At 61.2% G+C, this 24,097-nt stretch carries 21 protein-coding genes and 1 pseudogene; 10 read left to right on the forward strand and 12 right to left on the reverse strand.

The features are described 5' to 3' along the window. Window positions 1–350: 350 nt before the first annotated feature. Window positions 351–950 (reverse strand): FMN-dependent NADH-azoreductase, encoded by a 600-nt coding sequence (locus tag B0W55_RS16065; RefSeq protein ID WP_077046919.1) that lies wholly within the window; start codon window positions 948–950, stop codon window positions 351–353. A gap of 150 nt (window positions 951–1,100) precedes the next feature. After that, window positions 1,101–1,415 (reverse strand): 3-phosphoglycerate kinase, encoded by a 315-nt coding sequence (locus B0W55_RS16070; RefSeq protein WP_077046920.1) that lies wholly within the window; start codon window positions 1,413–1,415, stop codon window positions 1,101–1,103. A 50-nt stretch (window positions 1,416–1,465) separates the two neighbouring features. Between B0W55_RS16070 and B0W55_RS16075 the strand changes: the two genes are divergently transcribed. From B0W55_RS16075 to B0W55_RS16090, 4 genes and pseudogenes are all read left to right on the forward strand, one after another. Then, on the forward strand, window positions 1,466–2,389 hold the full coding sequence (locus tag B0W55_RS16075) for a LysR family transcriptional regulator (protein ID WP_077046921.1): 924 nt from the start codon (window positions 1,466–1,468) through the stop codon (window positions 2,387–2,389). Between the two features lie 14 nt (window positions 2,390–2,403). Beyond that, window positions 2,404–3,209 (forward strand): annotated as a pseudogene (locus tag B0W55_RS16080) (alpha/beta fold hydrolase). 3 nt (window positions 3,210–3,212) lie between these two features. Continuing rightward, entirely contained in the window at window positions 3,213–3,770 is a 558-nt protein-coding gene (locus tag B0W55_RS16085; protein WP_077046923.1) for a peptidylprolyl isomerase, read from the forward strand. Window positions 3,771–3,863: 93 nt separating this feature from the next. After that, entirely contained in the window at window positions 3,864–5,696 is a 1,833-nt protein-coding gene (locus B0W55_RS16090; protein WP_077046924.1) for an ABC transporter ATP-binding protein, read from the forward strand. Window positions 5,697–5,823: 127 nt separating this feature from the next. On the opposite strand, the gene B0W55_RS16095 is transcribed toward B0W55_RS16090, so the two are convergent. Further along, window positions 5,824–6,948, reverse strand: coding sequence for a GNAT family N-acetyltransferase (locus B0W55_RS16095; protein WP_077046956.1), 1,125 nt, complete (start codon window positions 6,946–6,948; stop codon window positions 5,824–5,826). A gap of 282 nt (window positions 6,949–7,230) precedes the next feature. Between B0W55_RS16095 and B0W55_RS16100 the strand changes: the two genes are divergently transcribed. Beyond that, window positions 7,231–8,547 carry a putative porin gene (locus tag B0W55_RS16100; protein ID WP_077046925.1) on the forward strand — a complete coding sequence of 439 codons (1,317 nt, stop codon included), beginning with the start codon at window positions 7,231–7,233 and terminating at the stop codon, window positions 8,545–8,547. A gap of 188 nt (window positions 8,548–8,735) precedes the next feature. Here the strand turns inward: B0W55_RS16100 and B0W55_RS16105 are convergent, their stop codons facing one another. The 9 genes from B0W55_RS16105 to B0W55_RS16145 all read right to left on the reverse strand — a co-directional run bounded on the left by B0W55_RS16105 (window position 8,736) and on the right by B0W55_RS16145 (window position 16,942). Next, window positions 8,736–9,788, reverse strand: coding sequence for an AI-2E family transporter (locus B0W55_RS16105; protein WP_077046926.1), 1,053 nt, complete (start codon window positions 9,786–9,788; stop codon window positions 8,736–8,738). A 69-nt stretch (window positions 9,789–9,857) separates the two neighbouring features. Next, window positions 9,858–10,664 (reverse strand): DUF4892 domain-containing protein, encoded by an 807-nt coding sequence (locus B0W55_RS16110; protein WP_077046927.1) that lies wholly within the window; start codon window positions 10,662–10,664, stop codon window positions 9,858–9,860. Between the two features lie 136 nt (window positions 10,665–10,800). Beyond that, window positions 10,801–11,655, reverse strand: coding sequence for an alpha/beta hydrolase (locus B0W55_RS16115; protein WP_077046928.1), 855 nt, complete (start codon window positions 11,653–11,655; stop codon window positions 10,801–10,803). Beyond that, complete coding sequence (locus tag B0W55_RS16120) at window positions 11,652–12,455, reverse strand: alpha/beta fold hydrolase (protein ID WP_077046929.1); 804 nt, start codon at window positions 12,453–12,455, stop codon at window positions 11,652–11,654. Before B0W55_RS16120 ends, B0W55_RS16115 begins: the two co-directional genes overlap by 4 nt. A 290-nt stretch (window positions 12,456–12,745) precedes the next feature. Continuing rightward, window positions 12,746–13,189 (reverse strand): hotdog fold thioesterase, encoded by a 444-nt coding sequence (locus B0W55_RS16125; protein ID WP_077046930.1) that lies wholly within the window; start codon window positions 13,187–13,189, stop codon window positions 12,746–12,748. 32 nt (window positions 13,190–13,221) lie between these two features. Further along, window positions 13,222–14,877: an AMP-binding protein gene (locus B0W55_RS16130; RefSeq protein ID WP_077046931.1), complete on the reverse strand. Its 1,656-nt coding sequence runs from the start codon at window positions 14,875–14,877 to the stop codon at window positions 13,222–13,224. A gap of 211 nt (window positions 14,878–15,088) precedes the next feature. After that, the gene (gene sixA / locus B0W55_RS16135; RefSeq protein ID WP_077046932.1) at window positions 15,089–15,544 is read right to left on the reverse strand and encodes a phosphohistidine phosphatase SixA; all 456 of its coding nucleotides are present in this window, start codon (window positions 15,542–15,544) and stop codon (window positions 15,089–15,091) included. Further along, complete coding sequence (locus B0W55_RS16140; protein WP_077046933.1) at window positions 15,541–15,888, reverse strand: DUF4389 domain-containing protein; 348 nt, start codon at window positions 15,886–15,888, stop codon at window positions 15,541–15,543. The genes sixA and B0W55_RS16140 overlap by 4 nt, the downstream gene beginning before the upstream one ends. 28 nt (window positions 15,889–15,916) lie before the next feature. Further along, window positions 15,917–16,942 carry an NAD(P)H-dependent glycerol-3-phosphate dehydrogenase gene (locus B0W55_RS16145; RefSeq protein WP_077046934.1) on the reverse strand — a complete coding sequence of 342 codons (1,026 nt, stop codon included), beginning with the start codon at window positions 16,940–16,942 and terminating at the stop codon, window positions 15,917–15,919. Between the two features lie 196 nt (window positions 16,943–17,138). On the opposite strand from B0W55_RS16145, the gene B0W55_RS16150 reads away from it, so the two are divergent. The 5 genes from B0W55_RS16150 to fabB all read left to right on the forward strand — a co-directional run bounded on the left by B0W55_RS16150 (window position 17,139) and on the right by fabB (window position 24,089). Further along, window positions 17,139–19,262, forward strand: a complete 2,124-nt coding sequence (locus tag B0W55_RS16150; protein WP_077046935.1) for a TonB-dependent siderophore receptor — start codon at window positions 17,139–17,141, stop codon at window positions 19,260–19,262. Between the two features lies 1 nt (window position 19,263). Further along, on the forward strand, window positions 19,264–20,196 hold the full coding sequence (locus tag B0W55_RS16155) for an ABC transporter substrate-binding protein (RefSeq protein WP_077046936.1): 933 nt from the start codon (window positions 19,264–19,266) through the stop codon (window positions 20,194–20,196). Beyond that, window positions 20,193–22,094: an ATP-binding protein gene (locus tag B0W55_RS16160; protein WP_077046937.1), complete on the forward strand. Its 1,902-nt coding sequence runs from the start codon at window positions 20,193–20,195 to the stop codon at window positions 22,092–22,094. The genes B0W55_RS16155 and B0W55_RS16160 overlap by 4 nt, the downstream gene beginning before the upstream one ends. A 247-nt stretch (window positions 22,095–22,341) precedes the next feature. After that, window positions 22,342–22,857, forward strand: a complete 516-nt coding sequence (gene fabA, locus B0W55_RS16165; protein ID WP_003179264.1) for a 3-hydroxyacyl-[acyl-carrier-protein] dehydratase FabA — start codon at window positions 22,342–22,344, stop codon at window positions 22,855–22,857. 11 nt (window positions 22,858–22,868) lie between these two features. After that, window positions 22,869–24,089, forward strand: a complete 1,221-nt coding sequence (gene fabB, locus B0W55_RS16170) for a beta-ketoacyl-ACP synthase I (RefSeq protein WP_007957797.1) — start codon at window positions 22,869–22,871, stop codon at window positions 24,087–24,089. The last annotated feature ends 8 nt before the right edge of the window (window positions 24,090–24,097 follow it).

The following is a 24,097-nucleotide window of genomic DNA, read 5'->3' on the forward strand; positions in this document are numbered from 1 at the left end:
GTCGTCTGTCAGGCCGCCTTCGCGAGCAAGCCCGCTCCCACAGGGGGGTCGGGTACATCCGCAAGAGACTGGTCGACTGTCAGGCCGTCTTCGCCAGCAGGCTGGCTCCCACAGGACATCCTCCCACAGCGGATCGGGTCAACCTGAAAGATCACGTCAGGCTTGAGATCGGCCAGCCCCCACAGGGCTTCACAAAATCGCAGGCAAAAAAAAGCCCGATCTCGCCAAGCGTTCAATCGGGCTGCAGCACTCAGGAGCAATAAGTGCGAAGGGAGGTTCTATGTGCGTACAGGCTTGAAGGGTTGCGCCAGGTCACTAGACCATCCAGCGATTATCTGGCGATTAACGGGTCAGGCCACCTGGGAAAGCTTGGCGTTCGCCTGGTTCAGGCCCTTCTCCTGGAAGTCGCCGCCCAGGTTCATGCCCTCGGCGTGGATGAACGTCACGTCGTGGATACCGATGAAGCCCATCACCTGACGCAGGTACGGTTCCTGATGGTCCGCCGGGCTGCCGGCATAGATCCCGCCGCGAGCGGTCAGGACGTAGGCACGCTTGCCGCTGAGCAGGCCTTGGGGACCGGTTTCGGTGTACTTGAAGGTCACACCGGCACGCAGCACGTGGTCGAGCCAGGCTTTGAGGGTGCTTGGAATGGCGAAGTTGTACATCGGCGCGGCCATCACCAGCACGTCGGCGGCCAGCAGTTCATCGGTCAGCTCGTTGGAGCGATCCAGGGACAGCTGTTCGACATCGCTGCGCTGGTCGACGGGTTTCATCCAGCCGCCCAACAGGTTGATGTCCAGGTGCGGCACCGGGTTGACGGCCAGGTCACGAACGGTGATCTGATCCTGTGGGTGCGCGGCTTTCCACTGGCTGATGAAGGTCTGGGTCAGTTGACGGGAAACCGAGTCTTGCTGACGGGCGCTGCTTTCGATGATCAGAACGCGTGACATGGGTTGTAGGCTCCATCTGAGAAGGTTGTAAGTCGATGGAGTGAAGGTTAAACAGAGTCATATCGATGAAAAAGCGCAAATAACTGCTATAACCGATCGATAAATTCGTTTATAAGCGGAGCATGACCCGTAGACTTGCTCCGCGCAATGTCATTGCGGCTTGCAGGTCATGCTGATGTACAGCTTGATGATCTTGCGGTTGAACTTGGCTGACAGGTCAGCGCTTTTACCGGCAGCCAGATTGATCCTGCGGGTCTTCGGTGATTCGGGACCGTTGCGAAACACCACCGCGCAATCAGCGGCGGTGTCACCATAGTTGTTCAAGGTGATCGAACCCAGGTCGTAGTCGGAGGCGTAGGTGGTGTAGTCGATCTTCAGGCCGTTGAGTTCTTTCTGTACATCGATCGGGTAGGCAAACGCTGTCAGCGGCAACAGGGCCAGCAGCACAGTAACGACTTTTTTCATTCAGCAGTCTCCAATAAGAACTGCGCAGCTTAGGACAACAGGAGCCCATCATGAAAGCGCCCCGCGTGACCCTTGATCAATGGCGCACACTCCAGGCCGTGGTCGACCACGGCGGTTTCGCCCAGGCCGCCGAGGCACTGCACCGTTCGCAATCCTCCGTCAGCTACACCGTGGCGCGCATGCAGGACCAGCTCGGCGTGCCGTTGCTGCGCATCGACGGCCGCAAAGCCGTACTGACCGAGGCCGGTGGCGTGCTGTTGCGCCGCTCCCGGCAACTGGTGAAACAGGCCAGTCAGCTCGAAGACCTGGCCCATCACATGGAACAGGGCTGGGAAGCCGAAGTGCGGCTGGTGGTCGACGCCGCTTACCCCAACGCCCGCCTGGTGCGCGCCCTCACCGCCTTCATGCCGCAAAGTCGGGGCTGCCGCGTGCGGCTGCGCGAAGAGGTGTTGTCGGGTGTAGAAGAAGTGTTGCTCGAAGGCGTGGCCGACCTGGCTATCACCGGGTTCAGCATTCCCGGCTACCTGGGGGCGGAATTGAGTGACGTCGAGTTCGTCGCGGTTGCCCATCCGGAACACCCGCTGCATCGCCTCAATCGCGAACTGAATTTCCAGGACCTTGAAAGCCAGATGCAAGTGGTGATCCGCGACTCCGGCCGCCAGCAACCGCGGGACGTCGGCTGGCTGGGCGCCGAACAGCGCTGGACCGTGGGCAGCCTGGCCACCGCCGCGACTTTCGTCGGCAGCGGCCTGGGCTTCGCCTGGTTGCCCAGGCACATGATCGAACGGGAATTGCGGGAAGGTACGCTCAAGCTGCTACCGTTGGATCAGGGCGGCAGCCGCAATCCGAGTTTCTATCTTTACTCGAACAAGGACAAACCCCTGGGCCCGGCCACGCAGATTCTCATCGAACTGCTGCGCACCTTCGACACCGCGCCGCTGGACGCGCCGTTCGCCGCCCCTGAACAAGCCTGACACGGAGTGTATGCATGGCCTATTTCGAACACGAAGGTTGCAACCTGCACTATGAGGAATATGGCCACGGCACGCCGTTGCTGCTGGTCCACGGCCTGGGCTCGAGCACCCTGGACTGGGAAAAACAGATCCCCGCACTGGCGGCGCGCTACCGGGTGATCGTCCCCGATGTGCGTGGCCACGGGCGCTCCGACAAACCCCGCGAGCGCTACAGCATCGCCGGGTTCAGTGCCGATCTGGTGGCGCTGATCGAGCACCTCAATCTCGGCCCGGCCCATTACGTGGGCCTGTCCATGGGCGGCATGATCGGCTTTCAACTGGGCGTGGATCACCCGCACCTGCTCAAGAGCCTGTGCATCGTCAACAGCGTGCCCGAGGTCAAGCTACGCAGCCGCGACGATTACTGGCAGTGGTTCAAGCGCTGGAGCCTGATGCGCGTCCTCAATCTGCACACCATCGGCAAGGCCCTGGGCGGCAAATTGTTTCCCAAGCCCGAACAGGCCGATTTGCGACAAAAGATGGCCGAGCGCTGGGCAAAAAACGACAAACATGCTTATCTCGCCAGCTTCGATGCGATCGTTGGCTGGGGGGTTCAGGAACGACTTTCCAGGGTGTCCTGTCCAACCCTCATCGTCAGCGCCGACCGTGACTACACACCGGTTTCGTTGAAAGAGAATTACGTAAGGCTGCTGCCCGATGCGCGGCTGGTGGTGATCGCCGACTCACGTCACGCCACCCCGCTGGATCAGCCGGAACGCTTCAACCAGACACTGCTCGAGTTCCTCACCGCAGTCGATACCACCACACTCAGGATCACTGACCCATGCTGAAAAAAATCGCCCTCGCCGCTGGCTCCGTACTGTTTGCCGCCAACCTGATGGCGGCAACGCCTGCCAAGGCGCCGCATGTTCTGCTGGACACCTCCAACGGCCAGATCGAAATCGAACTGGACCCGGTCAAAGCGCCGATCAGTACCAAGAATTTCCTTGAGTACGTGGACAGCGGCTTCTACAACAACACGATTTTCCACCGTGTGATTCCAGGCTTCATGATCCAGGGCGGCGGTTTCACCCAGACCATGCAGCAAAAAGACACCAAGGCGCCGATCAAGAACGAACACAGCAACGGTCTGGTCAACGTGCGTGGCACCCTGTCGATGGCCCGTACCTCGGTGCCGGATTCGGCCACCAGCCAGTTCTTCGTCAACGTCAAGGACAACGACTTCCTCGACCAGGGTGACGGCTACGCGGTGTTCGGCAAAGTGGTCAAGGGCATGGACGTGGTCGACACCATCGTCAATTCGCCCACCACCGTTCGCAACGGCATGAAGGACGTACCGGCTGATCCGGTGTTCATCAAGTCGGCCAAGCGTATCGACTGAGACTAAGTTGGACAGGGACGTCCGAGCCGTTGCCGGCTATGCCGGCAACGCTCACACCGCTTAAAGGAGTGCCCGCTCGCGGGTGGAAAACCGATGCTTTATCGCCGTTTTGAAAAACTGATCGACATTTTTCGCGACGCTCCGACAGCGGCGCCGCCCGATCGGGTATGGCCTTTCTACACCTATTACCTCAAACAGGTCTGGCCGAGTTTCGCCGCACTGCTGACGGTGGGCCTGTTCGGTGCGTTGATCGAGGTGGCGCTATTCAGCTACCTGAGCCGCATCATCGACCTGGCCCAAGGCACGCCCAATACTGAGTTCTTCAAGGAACACGGCCTCGAACTGGCCTGGATGGCGGTGGTGGCGCTGATCCTGCGCCCGGTGTTCGTCGCCCTGCATGACTTGCTGGTGCACCAGACCTTAAGCCCCAGCATGACCAGCATGATCCTCTGGCAAAACCACAGCTACGTGCTCAAGCAGAGCCTGAATTTTTTCCAGAACGACTTCGCCGGGCGGATCGCCCAACGCATCATGCAGACCGGCAACTCCCTGCGCGACTCGGCTGTGCAGGCGGTTGACGCGCTGTGGCACGTGCTGATCTATGCCATCAGTGCGCTGGTGCTGTTCGCCGAAGCCGACTGGCGCCTGATGATCCCGCTGCTGAGCTGGATCGCGGCGTTCATCGGTGCGCTCTACTACTTCGTGCCACGGGTCAAGGACCGCTCGGTGAGGTCTTCCGATGCGCGCTCCAAACTCATGGGGCGCATCGTCGATGGCTACACCAACATCACCACCCTGAAGCTGTTCGCCCACACCCACTTCGAGCAGCAGTACGCCCGCGAGGCGATCAAGGAGCAGACCGAAAAAGCCCAGATGGCTGGCCGTGTGGTCACCAGCATGGACGTGGTCATCACCAGCATGAACGGGCTGTTGATCGTGTGCACCACCGGCTTGGCCCTGTGGCTGTGGACGCAATCGCTGATCACCGTGGGCGCCATCGCCCTGGCCACCGGCCTGGTGATTCGCATCGTCAACATGTCGGGCTGGATCATGTGGGTGGTCACCGGCATCTTCGAAAACATCGGCATGGTGCAGGACGGCCTGCAGACCATCTCGCAACCGGTCAGCGTCACCGACCGCGACCAGGCCAAACCCTTGGCCGTGGGCCGCGGCGAAGTGCGCTTCGAACACGTCGACTTCCATTACGGCAAGCACAGTGGTGTCATCGGCGATCTCAACCTGACCATCAAGCCTGGCGAAAAAATCGGCCTGATCGGCCCTTCCGGCGCAGGTAAATCGACCCTGGTGAACCTGCTGCTGCGCCTCTATGACGTGGAAAGCGGTCGCATCCTGATCGACGGCCAGAACATCGCCGAGGTTAGCCAGGAAAGCCTGCGCGAACGGATCGGCATGATCACCCAGGACACATCGCTGCTGCACCGCTCCATCCGCGACAACCTGCTGTACGGCAAACCCGACGCCACCGAGGACGAGCTCTGGGAGGCCGTTTACAAAGCGCGGGCCGATGGTTTCATTCCCACCCTGTCGGATGCTGAAGGCCGTATCGGCTTCGATGCCCATGTCGGTGAGCGTGGAGTGAAACTCTCGGGCGGCCAGCGGCAACGGATCGCCATCGCGCGCGTACTGCTCAAGGACGCGCCGATCCTGATCATGGACGAAGCCACCTCGGCGCTGGACTCGGAGGTTGAAGCGGCGATCCAGGAAAGCCTGGAAACCCTGATGCAGGGCAAGACCGTGATCGCCATCGCCCACCGACTCTCGACCATCGCCCGGATGGACCGGCTGGTGGTGCTGGAAAACGGCAGGATCGCCGAAACCGGCAGCCATGCCGAGCTATTGGCGCACGGCGGCTTGTATGCGCGGTTGTGGCAGCATCAGACGGGTGGGTTCGTCGGGATCGACTAAGTCTTCAACTCAACACTACCTGTGGGAGCGGGCTTGCTCGCGAAGGCGCAGTGTCAGACAACAACTGTGTTGACTGATCCACCGCCTTCGCGAGCAAGCCCGCTCCCACATTGGAACTGTGTGATCTTCAGAGCTGTTTGTAGGGCAGCGCCGTCTTCGCTTCCTCGGCATAGGCCAACACCCCCGCCCGCTCCTGCTGCAGGAAGTCCTTGACCGCCGCCTTCAGCCCCGGATGACGCAGGTAGTGCCAGGAATGGGTGATGACCGGTTCAAATCCGCGAATCAATTTGTGCTCACCCTGGGCACCGGCATCGAAACGCTGGAAACCGTTGGCAATCGCGTACTCCATGCCCTGATAGAAACAGGTCTCGAAGTGCAGCCGATCGAACTCCGCCAGACAGCCCCAGTAGCGCCCGTAGAAACTCTCGCTGCCCACCAGGCTGAAGGCCATCGCCACCGGGCGTGACCCTTGTTTGGCCAACACCACGCGAATCGATTGCGGCATGCGTTCGGCCAACAGGCTGAAAAATTCCCGTGTCAGGTAAGGCCTTTGCCGGCGCACCGCGTAGGTGTTGGCATAGCAGGCGTAGACAAAATCCCACTGCGCCTGGGTCAGTTGCCGCCCTTGCAGCCACTCGAACTCAAACCCCTGCCCCGCCACCTGTTCGCGCTCCTTGCGCATCTGTTTGCGCTTGCGCGAACTCAAGACGTCGAGAAAATCCTGGAAATCCCGATAGCCACGGTTCTGCCAGTGGTACTGGCAGCCGATGCGTTGCAGCCACCCTGGTTGTTCGGCCAGGGCGGCATCGGTGAAGGGGTCGGTAAAGTTGATGTGAGCGCTGGAGAGTTGTTCGATTTCCAGATACCCGGGCAGGCTTTTCAACAGTTCGAAACCGTCCTCGACCCTGGCGGCCAGCAGGCGCGGACCGCTGACCGGGCTGAATGGTACGGCGCTCAGAAATTTGGGGTAGTAATCGATGCCGGCGCGCTCACAGGCATCGGCCCAGGCATGGTCGAACACGTATTCGCCGTAGGAGTGCCATTTGCGATAACCGGGCAATGCGGCAATCAGGCGATCGCCTTCGACATGCAGCAAATGCTCGGCTTGCCAGCCGGAATGAGGCCCCACGCTGCCACTGTCCTCCAGCGCACTGAGGAAGGCGTGGCTCAGGAACGGCTGGTCTTCGGGCACCACGGCGTCCCAGGTTACCGGGGCAATCTCGGACAGACTTTGCAGACGTTGCAGCGGCATCACCATCCTCACTGATTCATGGCGTGAAAGCCTGGCGAGTATCGCTTATCGCCGCTGTTTTCACATCCGCCGTTCGACGACAGCGCTCTAGATCAATAGTTCGCGGGCACTCTGGATCGTCATCGACATGCCATCACATTGCCACTGCCCTGTCATAAACCGTCGCGATACTGGCGCCTGTTTTTAGAGCGCCGGGTTATAGCCGGCGTCTGTTTTCCGTCCATCAATGGTCGGTTCTGCCCGGGATGGCTCCGTCATCCACTCTCATCTTCGGAGATTGATATGCGTCTTGCTTCCACGAAAACTGCGGCAGCCCTGTGTGGCGGTCTGTTGCTGGCCATGAGTGTTCCTGCCAGCGCCGCAGTCGACGCCAAACTGCTCGACATGCTCAAGGCCAACGGCTCGATTACCAACGCACAGTACAGCGAACTGCAAGCCGAACTGGCCAGAGACCAGAAAGAACAGCAAATCGCCCGTCAGGCTCAGCAAGAGACCAACGAGCAGATCGCGGCCACCGCGAAGAAAACCAATGAGCTGAGCACTTTCGACCAGAAGCTGGCATGGGCCGCCAAGACCCAATTCAAGGGCGACGTGCGTTTCCGCCAGGAAACCATCAAGAACGATGGCGTGCCAAACAACCGTGACTCGAACCGTCAGCGCATTCGTGCCCGCCTGGGTGCCTACAGCGAAATCAACCCGCAGGTCGACACCGGTATCCGTATCGCTACGGGCAGCAACGACGACCCTCGTTCCACCAACCAGGATTTGAACAACTACTTCGACAAGAAGCAGATCTGGCTGGACCAGGGCTATGTCGATTACCACCCCGACGCCATCAAGAACCTGCACATCGTTGGCGGCAAGATGCCTCAGCAATGGGTGAGCATGGGCGATGTGATCTGGGATAGCGACATCAGCCCGGAAGGTCTGTCGGTTTCCTATAAATACCCGCTGAGCGGCAGCACCGAACTGTTCGGCAGCGCCGGTCACTACACCCTCAAGGACAACGTCGACGGCGAAGGCGTGCAGTTCAAACACGACCTGCGCCTGTACGCCGGTCAGTTGGGCGCGCGTTTTGCCATCACCGACAACCTGAAACTGACCCTGGGTGGCAGCGTCTACGGTTACGACAACGACAACGACATCACCCCTGGCGGCACCACGATCCCGACCGCACTGGCCATCAACGGCAACAGCCCGGGCGAACAGTTCAAGCTGTACGAAGGCTTCGGTCAACTGGACATCGCCGGTCTGCCACTGCCACTGTCGATCTACGGTCAGTACGTCAACAACGACGATGCCAGCAACGACCAGGACACCGCCTGGCTGGCCGGTGTGAAGACCAAGATCTACGGCTTCGCTGTGGACTACAACTATCGTGACGTACAGCGTAACGCTGTGGTTGGCGCCTTCACCGACTCCGACTTCGCCAACGGCTTCACCGGTTCCCGTGGCAGCAAGCTGAAAGTGAGCTACGAGCTGGACAAGAACTTCGCCCTGGGTGCGACGTACTTCATGGCTGACTCTGACTACACCAACGCCACCCTCAAGGACTCCGACATCAACACCCTGCAACTGGATGCTGAAGCGAAGTTCTAAAAACGCAGTGGCAAGCTACAAGTTTCAAGCTGCAAGTTGAAGCGGCGCATCCGGTCACTTGAGGCCTACCGCTTGAAGCTTGCAGTTGCTCCCATTCAGCCTCGCGTTGATCCGGCGGTCCCCATCATCCGTCCGCCGGATCAATGCGAGTCTGTTTTCCAGACACCGCAAAAATCCCTCCGTCAAAATCAGCGCCGGTCTTCAGTCCGTCCCTGACTTCTGCTCCAGTCATTCAACAGGCTGTACGCCACCGCCAGCAACGTCGGACCGATGAACAGGCCGATGAAGCCGAAGGCAATCAAACCGCCAAACACCCCCAGCAACACAATCACCAGGGGCAGGTTGCCGCCGCGACTGATCAGGTAAGGCTTGAGCACGTTGTCCACGCCACTGATGATGAAGGTGCCCCAGATCCCGAGGAAGATCGCCATCCCGTACTCGCCCTTCCAGGCCAGCCATGCCGTGGCCGGAATCCATACCAGCGGCGGGCCCATGGGAATCAGGCTGAGCAGGAAGGTGACAATGCCCAACACCAATGCGCCCGGCACACCGGCAATCAGGAAGCCGATCAAGGCCAGCACCGCCTGGGCCGCCGCCGTGCCGATCACCCCGTTCACCACCCGCTGCACGGTGCCTGCCACCAACTCGATGTAATAACCGGCGCGATCGCCGATCAGGCGTTCCAGCAGGCCATGAACGAACGCGGCCAGTCGCGGGCCGTCACGATAGAAGAAGAACACGAAGACAATGCTCAGGGTCAGCTCGAGGATGCCACCGCCGATCTGCGCACTGCGCGCCAGCAGCCAGTTGCCCATCTGCCCGAAATAAGGCTTGAGCGATACCATCATGGCCGCGCCCTGCTGGTCGATGCTGTTCCAGATGCCCACCAGCCGAGCCCCCACCAGAGGAATGCTGCCCAGCCAGACTGGTGCCTCGGGCAAGCCATCAACCTGCACGTCCTTGATGAATGCCGTCGCATCGCGCACGTGATCGGCCAGGTTGAACCCCAGCCACACCAGAGGCGCTGCCACCAGCACCATCCAGCCAACGGTCAACACCGCGGCCGCCAGGGACTCGCGGCCATTGAGCCAGCGGGTCAGCAGACGCATCAGCGGCCAACTGGCAAACGCCAGTACCGCGCCCCAGAACAATGCCGACCAGAACGGCGCCATCACCCAGAAGCTCGCGCCAAACAGCACCAGGAGAAGGATCTGTACCAACAGCCGATCGTTATTGATCATTCCATTTCCCGAAAACAGACAGTCCGCAAGAGAGTAGGCGAACGCGCAGAACGCGTTCGCCGTTGTAGCTTATCGCAGCAGTTGGAAGTGCAGGCCAGAGCCTTGGACGCTGCCGGTTTCCATCCGCGCCGCCCGTACACCCTGGCCGATCAGGGCCTGACGCCAGGCTTCGGCATTGGGCCCCGATACACTGACACGCAAGGTTGCGTCCAGGTTCAGGCCACGGGAGATCAAGCGCAGCCAGGTCTCATCCGGTGCGTCAGTGAGTGTGGGGAAATCCAGTTCCCCGGTGCTCTTGAGTTCCCGCAGCAAGGTCGCCGAGGTTGGCAGCAAATCGCCCAGCGGCGCGTTGGCCTCGAACTGCTCGACATGCAGGTAGGCTTTGCGATTGCCCCGGGTGATGCTGTAGAGCGCCACCAGCGTGTTGTCCTTGGGGGCTGCCAGACGCAACAGCAGATAAGCCTGCTCATTGTCCGAGCCGTAAAGCTTGGCGTTGCCGAACACTTCGTTGGCCCACAGGCTGCTCTCGCCGCAATCGCGGGCCTGGCACCAGAACAGCAATTGCGCTTCCTGCTTCTGCAAGGCTTCGCGGGCGGCGGTGAAGGCTTCGATGGAGGAATGATCCGGCGGCAGCTCGTAGGTCACCGAGGTGGCGTTGCCACGGGCGCTGACCTGACCGTCGAAACGCAATTGGCCGCTGATCTTGCGGATGGAACCCAGCGGGTAGATTCGCTCCAGTTCGACCGCGGGGCGGTAGTCGACGATCTGCGCATCAGACATGCGCGGCACGATCGGCAGGTCCTGACTGCCAGGCACATCAGCGGCGAACAACATGGGACTGACACTGCACAGCGCCAATAGGCTGAGGGAACGCATCGATGGACTCATCGGATCAGCATGGCCTGGGCACCCGTGACGACTTCGTGTCCATCGGGCGTTGCAACGGTGTAGAGATCTAGCATGGTTGTCTCCCTTTTCAACCCGCCCAGCCTCGACAGTTGCCCAGCGCAAGTCAAGGAACGGCGAAGAACCGATTGAAACAGTCTGCGACAAGATCGGCACCGTGCTCGTCATTCAAGTGCAAATGATGGCCGCCTGGCAGCTGCTCACGGCTAAAGGGTAGACGCTCCAGCAACTCGGAGTGTTTGGCGAGCATACCGTCGGCAGCCACCACCAGTCTGGCCGGGCAGGCGACGCGCTGGACGAAGGCCATGGCTTGTTCGGTGGTCAGGCGGATGGGCGACGGCAGGGTCAGGCGATTGTCGGTGCGCCAGGTATAGCCGCCCGGCACCGGCATCAAGCCGCGCTGTGCAAGCAGTTCGGCAGCCTCGCGACTGACCGCCACCAGCCCTTTCATGCGCGCTTCGATGGCCCGCTCGAGGGTGGTGTACACCGGCTTGCGTTTTTCCCGCAGGTCCAATTGCGCCTGCAGGGCCATGCCCATGCGTTCGGCCGCATTTTCGCCTTTGTCTGTAGGAGGAATCACGCCGTCGATCAATGCCAGGTGCGTGACACGTTCGGGCAGCGATCCGGCGATGATCACGGAAGCGATCGCGCCCATCGAATGCCCCAGCAGCGCGAACCTCTTCAAGCCGAGCTGTTCGGCGACTTGCAGCACATCGTGGGCGTAATCCCACATGGCATAACCGGCGCCCGGGGGGCGATGCCCGGAGTGACCGTGACCGGCCATGTCCAGGGCAACGATGCGCAGGCCTTTGAGTTTGGGCGCCAGGCGCGCAAAACTGTTGGCGTTATCGAGCCAGCCATGCAGGGCGATCACCGGCAATCCGTCTTCGGGACCGAACAGATGGGCCGCCAGTTCGATGTGCGGCAAGCTCAGGCGGACTTCTTCGACGACCTGGTTCATGCGCAATCCTGCTGGCGGCCGTCCCAGCGGCTGAACAGGTTTTTCAGCATGGCGGCAGTGTCCTGGGGGCGTTCGAGGGGAAACATATGGCCACCGGGCATGGTCAGGCTTTCGCCCAGCGGCATGCGCCCCACGGAGCTGGCGTGATGACGCATCACCACCCGGCTCTTGTGGCCGCGAACCACCGCCAGCGGCACCTTCAGTTGCCGGGCACGGCCTGGGCTGGTGTGGGGCACGCCACGGTAGATGCTGATTTCAGTGGCCGGGTCGAAGCGCAGCCGCAGCTTGTCGCCGACCCGATGCAAACCGTGTTGCAGGTAGGCATCGAAGCAATCCGGGTCGAAGCTGCGAAACAGGGTTTTGCCGGCGAAATAGCGTCGAGCACTGTCCAGGTCGGCGAACTCTTCCCGCCGTCCCAATGTGCGGCCGGCGGGGGTCAGCCTGTCGATGAAACCGAAACGCTTGGCGGCGCGGATCACCCATTGGTCGGCGCGAGTCAGCACCGGCGAATCGAGCATGACCACACCGCGATACAGCTCGGGGCAGCGCAATGCGGCGTGCAGATGCAGTACGCCACCGAACGAATGGCCGACGCCCCACACCGGCTCGGCTTGCTGGCGCAGGTGATGGATCAGTTCATCCACCAGGTTGTACCAGTTGTCGTCCGCCGGGAAACGCGGGTCGTGGGCGTGCTGCTCCAGATGCGTCACCTGATACTCGGGCGCCAACGCCGCGAACAACTTGCCATAGGTGCCCGAAGGGAAACCGTTGGCGTGGGCGAAAAATATCCGTTGCGACATAACCGGCAAATCCATGAGCGAGGACAGGCGTTGATTGTCCGTAAGACCGCGTCCTACGGCAATGACCGTAACTGACAGGAATGATGACAGTCCGGCCAAGACGACGGAGCCCGGTCACGGTGACTGCGCCGGCTCAATGTGGCGAGCGAGCTTGCTCGCGTCTGGCTGCGAAGCAGTCGTATTTCAGTCGATGCGACATACCTGTCATATCAATAAACTGGGGCTGCTTCGCAGCCCAGCGGGAGCAAGCTCCCTCGCCACAGTGGTAACCGCCAGTTGCAAGGTCGCAGTCAACGGGCGGGCGGATTCTCGCCCAACGGCACCACCGCCATGGTCAACCGCGACACGCAGCTGGCCTTGCCTTCGTCGCTGGTCAGGCGGATGTCCCAGACATGGGTGGTGCGGCCGATGTGAATCGGCTTGGCCACTGCCGTCACCCGCCCGCTGCGCAAGCCACGCAAGTGATTGGCGTTGATTTCCAGGCCCACGCAGTAAAACTTGCTGGCATCGATGCACAGGTAGCTGGCCATCGAGCCGACGGATTCGGCCAGTACCACCGACGCGCCGCCGTGCAGCAAACCGTAAGGCTGATGAGTGCGGTGGTCGATGACCATGCTCGCGGTGAGGGACTCGTCATCGAACGATTCGAAGCGGATGTCCAGCACTTCGCCGATGGTGTTTTTCTGGATGGCGTTCAATTGCTCGATGTCGGGAGTGGTGCGCCACAGGCTCATCGCGGATTTTCCTTGTTGGTTTTGTTCGTGACTCAATCCTGCCACAGCACCGCTTCGCTACGCTCGCTCCATTCTTCGAAACGCGAGCCGTAGGTGGCTTCGATGACGTTGCGCTTGATCTTCAGGGTCGGCGTGAGGAAGCCGTTTTCCACCGCCCAACTGTCCTTGACCACCACCAGCCGCCGCAGACGCTCATGCTTGTCCAGAGCGTTGTTGACCTCCTCCAGCAGCTTTTCCAGACTGGAATGCAGGCCCGCCCGCGCCTCCTGCTGACCCACCGCCGACAGCACGCACAAGCCCAGCGGCGCGCTCAGGCCATCCCCCACCACGCACACCTGTTCGATGCGCGAATGCACCGCCAGGCGATTCTCGATCGGCGCTGGCGCCACGTACTTGCCTTTGCTGGTCTTGAAGATTTCTTTCAGGCGCCCGGTCAGGCGCAGGTTGCCTTCGGCGTCCTCCTCGCCCTTGTCGCCGGTGCGCAGGAAGCCGTCCTCGGTGATGGTCTCGGCGGTTTTCTGCGGTTCCTTGAAATAGCCGAGCATGGTGGCGCCACTGCGCACCATGACTTCACCGGTTTCGTCGATCCGCACCTCGACGTCCGGGCAGGGTTTGCCGATCCAGCCTGGCTTGTTCTGCCCCGGCAGGCAGATGTGCGAGTAGCCGCAGCTCTCGGTCATGCCGTACACCTCCAGCACGTCCAGCCCGAGCTTGCGGTACCACATCAACAGGCTAAGCGGCACGGGGGCGGCCCCGGACAAGGCCACGCGCAACGCATCCAGGCCCAATCCCGCCAGGACCTTATGACCGACCCGCTTGCCGATGATCGGCAGACCGAGCAGGAGATCCAGGCGTTTCGCCGGGATCTTGCTGTACACGCCCATCTGGAATTTGGTCCAGATCCGCGGCACGCCGAACAACGCCGTTGGCCGTGCTCGTCGCAGGTCAGTCAGGAAGGTCTCGAGGCTTTCGGCAAAGAATACTGTTTGCCCGGTGTAAATCGACGCCAGTTCGACGAACATTCGCTCTGCGACGTGACATAGCGGCAGGTACGACAGCAGGCGATCGGACTCATTCAAACCGAACAGTTGCGTACCGCGAGTGGTGGCGAACCCCAGGTTGGCGAAGCTGTGCATCACGCCCTTGGGCATGCCGGTGGTGCCGGAGGTGTAGATGATGGTGGCGAGCTGATCGGCGCCAGGTTTGGGGTCGTCCTGAATCGGCGAACATTGTTGTAGATCGGCCCAGCTGAAATCGAAATCGCCCGGCGGGTGCAACGGCAGGCTGATGGTTGCCAGGTCCGGGCTGACACCACGGGACATGCTCGGCCAGTCGTCGAGTTTGCCGATAAAGGCCAGCGCCGCTTCTGAATGCTCCAGCACCTGAGCGACGGATTCGGCCGTGAGGTTCGGGTACAGCGGCACCGACACGTGCCCGGCCATCCAGATCGCCAGGTCGGCAATGATCCAGTGGGCGCAGTTTTTCGAGATCAGGGCGATGTGACTGCCTTGGGGCAATTCGCGGGCTCGCAGCCAGTGCGCCGCGCAGCGTGCCCGATGGCCGACGTCAGCCCAAGTCAGCGTCTCAACCTGCCCGCCGCCCATGGGTTGGACCATGAAGCGCTGCCGGGGATGCCGGGCCTCGCGCTCGTAGAACACGTCCAGCGGCAAACGAAAAGCAGCAGACATGCGACTCGCTCCTGTATTTTTGTTTGGAGCAAGCGTAGTCAACCAAGCAAGTGCTTGGTCGTCTATTTCATACAATTTTTTTCAGTTATCTCAATCCCATGTGGCAGCGGGCTTGCTCGCCAAAGCGGTAGGTCAGGCTCCTACCTAGATGGCGACTGACACTGCCTCTTCGCGAGCAAGCCCGCTCCCACAGTGGATCGGTGTTGGAGAACTACGGGTGTTTCAGGCTGCTCAGCTTCATCGAGCCGATCACCAGTTCATCGCCCTTCAATTCAGCCAGGCCCGCGGTGCTGACTTGTTCCGGAGGAAAACCGGCACCGTGTTGCAGGTAACTGAGCAGATTACCCACCAACGGGTTGTGGCTGACCAGCAGCACATCACTGACCGACACCAGTTGTTCGGCCACCTTGTCCGGATCGGTTTCCGGGGTCAGCCATTCGACGGTGCGGATGTCCGGCTCGAAGCCCAGCGCGTCACGCACCAGTTGCGCAGTTTCCTGCGCTCGCAGATAAGGGCTGGCATAGATCGCACTGACAGGTTGCCCAATCAATCGGGCCGCACTGCGCAGCACTTCTTCCCGACCGTGTTCGGTCAACGCCCGCTCCGAATCGTGGGTTTTGGAACCGTGGGGTTCGGCTTCACCATGACGCAATACCCAGAGTTTCATAGCTTGGGTTCCTCATCTCGGGCCGGATGCGGGGCTGGCGCCACGACGTGCGGCGCTTCACCTTCCGGCGTACGCGGCGTTGGCCAATCGGCGAACGGCCAAGGCTTCTGGTCGCTGTGAAAACTGCCGAACCGGCCGATCTGTGCCAGGAACTGGCTCAGACTGTCGCCAAAGTTCATCAGGCTGGCGCTCGGAGCACCATAGATCAAACGATAGATCAACTGCACCAGCACCACGGTGCCAAGGATGAACTGCGCCACTTGCCAGACCAGCACAAAGACGATCATCCACAGCACCCGCAACACAATGGACTCGTATTTGGCTTCTACTTTTTGATCGCTCATGTCTTGCTCCGTTCCTGTCAAGTTGGGCTCAGTTGAAACCGCTGGTGGAAATGAAGTCGACATCGGTCTTCGGCTCGCCGCGCATCAGCAGGCCGATCACCTGTTCAAGCGTGCGCCCTTCGAACAGGATCGCGTGCAGCCCGGCGACCAGCGGCATGTACACGCCCACTTCCTGGGCCTTGGCCTTGAGCACCTTGAGGGTGTTCACCCCTTCGGCCACTTCCCCCAGGCGATTGACCGCCTCATCCAGGCTCAGACCTTGTCCGAGGGCGAATCCGACCTGATAGTTCCGGCTTTTCGGCGACGAACAGGTCACGATCAGGTCGCCCACGCCCGCCAGGCCAAGGAAGGTCATCGGGTTGGCGCCCTGATTCACGGCAAAGCGCGTCATTTCCGCCAGCGCCCGGGTGATCAGCATGCTCTTGGTGTTCTCACCCATGTTCAGGGCCACGGCCATGCCGGCGATGATCGCGTAGCAGTTTTTCAAGGCCCCGCCCAGTTCCACGCCAAAACGGTCGGCGCTGGCGTACACCCGAAAGGTGCGACCATGCAGCACGGCTTGCACCCGTTCGCACAGTGCTTCGTCTTCGCTGGCGACTACCGTGGCAGTCAGCGCATGTTCGGCGATTTCCCGAGCCAGGTTCGGCCCCGACAACACGCCGATGCGCGCCTGGGGAGCGATCTCTTCGAGGATCTGGCTCATCAGTTTGAACGTGTGGGCTTCGATGCCTTTGGTCAGGCTGACCAGCATCTTGCCGCTCAGCCGTTCGGCGTGAGGGGCCAGCACCGAGCGCAAGGCGCTGGAGGGCAGCGCGACGAAATACAGGTCGCTGGCGTCCAGGGTGGCTTGCAGGTCAGTCACCGGGGTTACGCCCGGGAGGATCTTGATGCCTTTGAGGTAACGCGGGTTCTCGCGATTGACCCGAATGGCCTCGGCCTGTTCGGGATCGCGCATCCACTGCAGGACCTGGTGCCCGTTTTCGGCCAGCAGGTTAGCCACGGCGGTACCAAAACTTCCGCCTCCCAGAACCGCAATCGGGCGCTGTTCAGTCATATGTAATCCGTTAATCCATACCAGTGGCGATGTCGGCATTATACGGAGCGTCCCGGTGGCGGCCAGTCCCCGCGTCAATTACCCCGCCCGTGGTCGGCGAAGTCCAATAAAACCGCGCAAAGTGCAGATAACGTGACTGGAAAAGTCATCGGGCTCGGTTAACATGCGCGCCAACAATCATTAACAAGGATGTGTTGTGTCGCTGGATTCGCCTTCGCACCGCTCGCCGCTGGTCCTGGCGCTGGTCCTCAGCTCGCCGGTGCTGGCCGACGACCTGTTTCTGGAAAGCGATCCATTGCCACAAGTGCTGACGGCCACGCGCCTGAAGCAATCGCCGGCCGCCGTGCCGGGCAGCATGACGTTGATCGACAACGCTCTGATCAGCGCCAGCGGCGCCCGCGATATCAGCGAACTGCTGCGCCTGGTGCCTGGCATGATGGTCGGCAACATCAGCGGCAATCAGGCCGTGGTGAACTACCACGGCACCGATGCCACGCAGGCGCGACGCATGCAGGTGCTGATCGATGGCCGTTCGGTCTACCGGGCCGGCCTCGCCACCGTGGACTGGAGCGACATCCCGGTGGCCATGGAAGACATCGAACGCATCGAGGTTTTCCGCGGCCCGAACACCGTCAGCTATGGCGCCAATGCCTTGATGGCGGTGGTCAACATCATTACCCGCAACCCCGCCGACAGCCATGGCACGCGGATCAAGGTCACTCGCGGCCAGCGCGGTATCGACGACTTTTATGCCAGTGAGGGTGTGGGCTGGGATGACGGCGATATGCGCCTGTCCCTGTCCGGCCAGCAGGACGATGGTTTCGATACCGACCGCAATGGCGCCGATTACCGCGACAGCCGCCGCTTGAATCGCTTCAACCTGGCCGTCAGCCAGGCGCTGGACGAACGGCACAGCATCGATTGGCAGCTCAACGCCAAAGAAGGCAGTAACCAGCGTCCTTATACCTACCGCCCGGTGTTCTCCGGGATTACCAGTTCCGGGAACAATTCCGACGTCAGCGCCAGGGACTACGCCGGCTCGCTGCGCTGGAACCTCGACATCGATCCCGATCACAGCCTGTACGTTCAGGGCTCGGCCCAGCACTGGGACCGCCAGCAGACCTGGCGCGCCTGTGATGCCGAGGTCTCGTTCAGCCCGCAACTGACCGAGCTCTGGCAGCTCAACCCGAACTACACGGAGCGCCTGGCCCGCAATATCGAAAGTTTCCTCGTCACCGGCGCGCCCGCCGGCACTCCCACCGAGCAGACACTGGCCAATCAGGCTCTCGATCAATGGCGCAACGGCGCCCGGCAAACCGTTTGCGGCAACATCGACCAAAGCACCCGGGAATCGCGCTACGACCTTGAATTGCAGGACACCCTGGGCCTGGCCGATAACCTGCGGCTGGTCAGCGGCCTGAACTATCGCTACGACCGTGCCGACTCCGAGACCTACTTCAACGGCACCCTGGACGACACCACCTGGCGGGCCTTCGGCCAACTGGAGTGGCGCGCCAGCGATCACTGGTTGTTGCAGGGCGGCGCCATGTTCGAAGACACGCGGTTGATCGGCAGTTCGTTGACTCCGCGGTTGGCGGTCAACTATCTGATCACTCCGCGTCACGGGTTGCGTGCGGTGTATTCCGAAGCCATCCGCTCGCCGGACATGTTCGAGAACAGCGTCAACTGGAGCTACCGGGTCACCCACATCCGGCCCGAGGCCTTCGGCCAGTCCAGCGCCCGCTATTTTGTGAAAACCCGCGGTCCCGGCAACCTCGATCAGGAGCACATGCGCTCCCGGGAGTTGGGCTACAACGGCTATTTCGCCGAGTGGGGCCTGGCGGTGGATGTGAAGCTGTTCCACGACGAAATCACCGGGATGATCAGCGAACCGCTGCGCAACAATCAGTACATTGCCAGCAACGCCAACAGCGCACGTTTTTCCGGTGCCGAAACCCAACTCGACTGGCGCATCGGCCAAGCCGACCGGTTGCGCCTGAGCTATGCCTACGTCGATGCCGACGCGAGCAATCCTCAGGACGCGCAACAGACTGCTCGCAATAGCGGCTCAGCCGGCTGGCTCAGGGACTGGAGCCACGGCTGGAACAGCGCCCTCTTCTACTATGGCGATGATGCCCTCAACGGCTACCGCTTCGAGCGGGTCGACACCCGTATCGCCAAACACATCGACCTGGGCAAGGCCAGCCTGGAACTGGCCGGCGTGCTGCAGCAGCGGTTGGACAATCAGCCCACTACCTTCGTCGACAACAACTACGATCAGCGCCGGGTGATCTACTTCAGCGCGGAGCTGGCGTTTTAAGATGGCTCACTTTCCGGCACGCAAATCAGCCAGTGTTGCCCGCCTGCTGACGATTCTGTGCGTGGTAATCGGCGGTTGGCTCAACAGCCTGCCGATCTACGCCGCCGACGTTCTGTTGACCGGTGCCGAAGACAGCCCTGGCGTGCAAACCTTCGTCCAGGCGCTGCGCGAATTGCGCCCTGCCGATCAGGTAAGATTCCAGCCGCTGGCGGACATGCCGGCGCCGCGACAACTGGCGAACGACATCCGTTTGATCCTGCTTGACCTGCCGAGCCTCGATTGGCGCCTGCAAGATGCCCAGGGGCCTGCGACGCTGGTAATGCGCATCAGCCGTCTGCAAGCCCGCCAACGCCTGGGCGACAACCTGCCCCCACACCTGAGCCTGCTGTGGAGCGATCCGCCGCTGGAGCGCCAGTTGCGCCTGATCCGGCTGCTGCTGCCCCAGGTCAAACGCATCGGCGTGCTGTACGACAGCCACAGCGAGTTCCTGCTGAAAGAACTGCGCCAGGCCGCTCAACCTATGGGGCTTGAGGTGGTGACCGAGCGCTGGGACAACATCCATGACAGCCGCCCCTTGCAAGCCCTGTTGAATACCAGCGATGTGCTGCTGGGCCTGGATGACCCCGACCTGTACAACCCGAAAACGGCCAAAAACCTGCTGCTCAGCAGTTATTCGCGACAGCTGGCGCTGATCGGCCCCAACGCCGGGTTCGTCCGGGCCGGGAGCCTGGCCAGCAGCTACAGCGATCAAAGCGACTGGCTGGCCATGCTCAATGAACTGCTCGACCGATCACCGACCGCCTGGCCGCGCACCTATTATCCGCCGCGCTTCAAGGTCTCCAGCAACGCGCAGGTGGCTCGCTCATTGGGTATTGAACAGATCAACGAAGCATCTGTCGCAACACTGTTGGCTGAAAGAGAACGCCGCCCATGACTTTGCGTCGCCGTTGGGACATCAATACCCGCACCCAGCTCATCAGCCTTGGCCCTGCCCTGTTGCTGACTTTGCTGTTGATCAGCTTTTTCACTTTCGTGCGGATCCAGGACTTGCGTCAGGAGCTCAACCACACCGGGCAACTGATCGCCAACCAACTGGCCCCGGCCACCGAATACGGTGTGATTTCCGGCAACAACGAGGTGCTGGAAAGCCTGCTCAAAGCCACGCTTGCCACGCCCAACGTGCGGTTTCTGGAGGTTCAGGACAGCGCCAACCGGATCCTGGTGTATGTCGAACAACCGTCGGCCAGTCACGGCCACGCCCAGCAGGTCGACGTGTTTCAGGCGCCGGTACGCTTGCAGCGTATTGCGCTGCACAATGATTTCTTCCAGGCGGACAAGGTTGCCCTGGTTACGCCTTCGGAAGATTATCTGGGCCGTGTGGTGGTCGGCCTGTCCAGCGATGCGTTCAGCCAGCGTCAGCAAGAGATCCTGCTCAAGGCCGCAATTCTGGCGTTGTTCGCCCTGCTGTTTACTTTCGTGTTGGCCCGTCGCCTGGCCGGCAGCCTGTCGCAACCGATCCGCGACATCGGCAACGCGGTCAAGGCAATTCAGGAAGGCGACTACAAAACCCCGCTGCCCATTGTCGACGACACCGAACTGGGTGCCCTTTCGCAACACATCAACAACCTGGCCAGCGGCCTCGAACAAGCCAGTCGCGAACAGCAGCAGGCCATGGCTCAATTGATCCAGACCCGCGAAGAGGCGGAGAAGGCCAACAACGCCAAGTCCGACTTCCTGGCCATGATGAGCCATGAACTGCGTACGCCGATGAATGGCGTGCTGGGCATGCTGCAGTTGCTGGAAACCACCGAGATGACTGACGAGCAGGTGGAATACGCGGCGCTGGCTTCGGAATCCACCGAGCATCTGCTCAAAGTGATCAACGACATCCTGGATTTCTCGCGCATCGAGCGCTCGGAACTGGAGCTGGAACACATTCCGTTCAGCCTCGCCGAGCTGATCGGTGCTTGCGCCCAGTCCTTCCAGCACAGCGCGGCACAGCGCAAGCTCGACTTGCAATTGGTGATTCCCCAGGACATGCAGGGCTTGCAGGTCCAGGGCGACCCGACCCGGATCCGGCAGATTCTGGTCAATCTGATCGGCAATGCGCTGAAGTTCACCGAACAAGGTCGGGTGTCGATCGAACCGCAGTGGCAGTCACTGGACCACGAGTTGTTGTGGTTCACCTGCACGGTGCGCGACAGCGGCATCGGTATCGCGGCCGAGAGCCTGGAATTGATGTTTAACGCGTTTCAACAGGCCGACAGTTCTATTTCAAGACGTTACGGCGGTACCGGCCTCGGCCTGCCGATCGCTCGCACCCTGGCCGAGCGGATGGGCGGTACTCTGCGTGCACAGAGTGAAGAAGGCCGAGGCTCGGTGTTCACCCTGGAGATTCCGTTGGCGCTCTATCAACAGCCGCTTCCCTCAGAGGTTGCCCGTACACCCACCGGCAATGGCGACGGCGCGGGGCGCAACGTGTTGCTGGTCGAAGACAATCCGGTCAACCAGACGGTCATCGAAGCCATGCTGCGCAGCCTGGGTTTTACGGTGAGTGTCGCGGTCGATGGCGCGCAGGCGGTGCGCAGTGCCGAGAACCTGACATTCGAGGCGATTCTGATGGACTGTCGATTGCCGATCATCGACGGCTACGAAGCCACTCGCCAGATTCGCCGACTGCCCGGCTGCAACGACTTGCCGATCATCGCCCTGACCGCCAATGCCTTGCAGGGCGACCGTGAGGCCTGCTTGTCGGCGGGGATGAACGATTATCTGGCCAAGCCCTTCAAACGAACTGACCTGCAGCAAATTCTCAAGCGCTGGGTGCAGTAGTACAGGCCTTTCGAGCATCTGCGACTGGCGTGAAAGGCGAAAGTGCGGCAGTCTTAGGCACCCGAACAAGCCCGAAAAGGGGCTTGAATAAAAATTTCAGTGCACAAGTGTACATTCATGTCCTTGGTGCTGTGACTTTCACCACAACGCAATAGTCTATGAGTAGGCTGCCGGTTCGAGGCATGAACGCTTCGATCGGCCGGGAAGATTTGCCCCACCTGCCGCATGGGACTATTGAGGAGCTCGCATGACCAAACAAAACGCCTTTACCCGGGAAGACCTGCTGCGCTGCAGTCGCGGTGAGCTGTTCGGCCCAGGTAACGCGCAACTGCCCGCCCCGAACATGCTGATGGTTGATCGCATCACTCTGATCAGCGAAGAGGGTGGCAAGTACGGCAAAGGTGAATTGGTCGCCGAGCTGGATATCACTCCGGACCTGTGGTTCTTCGCCTGCCATTTCGAAGGCGATCCGGTGATGCCGGGCTGCCTGGGCCTGGACGCCATGTGGCAACTGGTCGGCTTCTTCCTGGGTTGGCAAGGTCTGCCAGGCCGCGGTCGTGCCTTGGGTTCTGGCGAAGTGAAATTCTTCGGCCAGGTCCTGCCGACCGCCAAGAAAGTCACCTACAACATCCATATCAAACGCGTCCTCAAGGGCAAGCTGAACCTGGCCATCGCCGATGGTTCGGTCACTGTCGACGGTCGCGAAATCTACACCGCCGAAGGCCTCCGGGTCGGCGTGTTCACCTCCACTGACAACTTCTAAGGGTTATTCGCATGCGCCGCGTCGTTATCACTGGTCTGGGCATTGTTTCGTGCCTGGGCAATGACAAAGAGACCGTCTCCGCTAACCTGCGTGCAAGCCGCCCTGGCATCCGGTTCAACCCGGAATATGCTGAAATGGGTCTGCGTAGCCAGGTTTCCGGCTCCATTGACCTCAACCTTGAAGAACTGATCGATCGCAAGATCTATCGCTTCGTCGGCCACGCGGCGGCATACGCCTACCTGGCCATGAAAGACGCCATCGCCGACTCCGGCCTGACCGAAGAGCAAGTGTCCAACCCGCGTACCGGCCTGATCGCCGGTTCCGGTGGCGCCTCCACCCTGAACCAGATGGAAGCGCTGGACATCCTGCGCGAGAAAGGTGTGAAGCGTGTCGGCCCATACCGTGTAACGCGGACCATGAGCAGCACCGTTTCCGCTTGCCTGGCCACACCGTTCAAGATCAAGGGCCTGAACTACTCCATCGCTTCTGCCTGCGCCACCAGTGCTCACTGCATCGGTACCGCCATGGAACAGATCCAGATGGGCAAGCAGGACATCGTCTTCGCCGGCGGCGGTGAAGAAGAGCACTGGAGCCAGTCGTTCCTGTTCGACGCCATGGGCGCCCTGTCCAGCAAGCGCAACGACACCCCGGAACAAGCCTCCCGCGCCTACGACGCCGACCGTGACGGTTTCGTCATCGCCGGCGGTGGCGGCATGGTGGTGGTTGAAGAGCTGGAACACGCTCTGGCCCGTGGCGCGAAGATCTACGCGGAAATCGTTGGCTACGGCGCGACCTCCGACGGCTACGACATGGTTGCCCCGAGTGGCGAAGGCGCGATCCGCTGCATGCAGCAGGCGCTGTCCACCGTCGACACCCCGATCGACTACCTGAACACCCACGGCACTTCGACCCCGGTCGGCGACGTCGCGGAAATGAAGGGCGTGCGTGAAGTGTTCGGCGACAAGGCTCCGGCCATCAGCTCCACCAAGAGCCTGTCGGGTCACTCCCTGGGCGCCGCCGGCGTTCACGAGGCGATCTACTGCATGCTGATGATGGAAGGCAACTTCATCGCCGGTTCCGCCAACATCGACGAACTCGACCCTGAAGTGGCCGACCTGCCGGTGCTGACCAAGACCCGCGAGAACGCCACCATCAATACTGTGATGAGCAACAGCTTCGGCTTCGGCGGCACCAATGCCACCCTCGTACTGAAGCGCTGGGAAGGCAAGTAATTCCCCGC

This window comes from Pseudomonas sp. KK4, from assembly GCF_001984065.1.
In the GTDB taxonomy this organism is placed as follows: Bacteria; Pseudomonadota; Gammaproteobacteria; order Pseudomonadales; family Pseudomonadaceae; genus Aquipseudomonas.

Bases quoted from the DNA above. Each gene is read 5' to 3' on its own strand.
- B0W55_RS16090 (WP_077046924.1), top strand. From the start codon at position 3,864: ATGCTTTATCGCCGTTTTGAAAAACTGATCGACATTTTTCGCGACGCT.
- sixA (WP_077046932.1), bottom strand. From the start codon at position 15,544: ATGAAACTCTGGGTATTGCGTCATGGTGAAGCCGAACCCCACGGTTCC.
- B0W55_RS16070 (WP_077046920.1), bottom strand. From the start codon at position 1,415: ATGAAAAAAGTCGTTACTGTGCTGCTGGCCCTGTTGCCGCTGACAGCG.
- B0W55_RS16085 (WP_077046923.1), top strand. From the start codon at position 3,213: ATGCTGAAAAAAATCGCCCTCGCCGCTGGCTCCGTACTGTTTGCCGCC.
- fabA (WP_003179264.1), top strand. From the start codon at position 22,342: ATGACCAAACAAAACGCCTTTACCCGGGAAGACCTGCTGCGCTGCAGT.
- B0W55_RS16095 (WP_077046956.1), bottom strand. From the start codon at position 6,948: ATGCCGCTGCAACGTCTGCAAAGTCTGTCCGAGATTGCCCCGGTAACC.
- B0W55_RS16075 (WP_077046921.1), top strand. From the start codon at position 1,466: ATGAAAGCGCCCCGCGTGACCCTTGATCAATGGCGCACACTCCAGGCC.
- B0W55_RS16115 (WP_077046928.1), bottom strand. From the start codon at position 11,655: ATGAACCAGGTCGTCGAAGAAGTCCGCCTGAGCTTGCCGCACATCGAA.
- fabB (WP_007957797.1), top strand. From the start codon at position 22,869: ATGCGCCGCGTCGTTATCACTGGTCTGGGCATTGTTTCGTGCCTGGGC.
- B0W55_RS16110 (WP_077046927.1), bottom strand. From the start codon at position 10,664: ATGCGTTCCCTCAGCCTATTGGCGCTGTGCAGTGTCAGTCCCATGTTG.
- B0W55_RS16145 (WP_077046934.1), bottom strand. From the start codon at position 16,942: ATGACTGAACAGCGCCCGATTGCGGTTCTGGGAGGCGGAAGTTTTGGT.
- B0W55_RS16100 (WP_077046925.1), top strand. From the start codon at position 7,231: ATGCGTCTTGCTTCCACGAAAACTGCGGCAGCCCTGTGTGGCGGTCTG.
- B0W55_RS16120 (WP_077046929.1), bottom strand. From the start codon at position 12,455: ATGTCGCAACGGATATTTTTCGCCCACGCCAACGGTTTCCCTTCGGGC.
- B0W55_RS16155 (WP_077046936.1), top strand. From the start codon at position 19,264: ATGGCTCACTTTCCGGCACGCAAATCAGCCAGTGTTGCCCGCCTGCTG.
- B0W55_RS16125 (WP_077046930.1), bottom strand. From the start codon at position 13,189: ATGAGCCTGTGGCGCACCACTCCCGACATCGAGCAATTGAACGCCATC.
- B0W55_RS16160 (WP_077046937.1), top strand. From the start codon at position 20,193: ATGACTTTGCGTCGCCGTTGGGACATCAATACCCGCACCCAGCTCATC.
- B0W55_RS16105 (WP_077046926.1), bottom strand. From the start codon at position 9,788: ATGATCAATAACGATCGGCTGTTGGTACAGATCCTTCTCCTGGTGCTG.
- B0W55_RS16065 (WP_077046919.1), bottom strand. From the start codon at position 950: ATGTCACGCGTTCTGATCATCGAAAGCAGCGCCCGTCAGCAAGACTCG.
- B0W55_RS16140 (WP_077046933.1), bottom strand. From the start codon at position 15,888: ATGAGCGATCAAAAAGTAGAAGCCAAATACGAGTCCATTGTGTTGCGG.
- B0W55_RS16130 (WP_077046931.1), bottom strand. From the start codon at position 14,877: ATGTCTGCTGCTTTTCGTTTGCCGCTGGACGTGTTCTACGAGCGCGAG.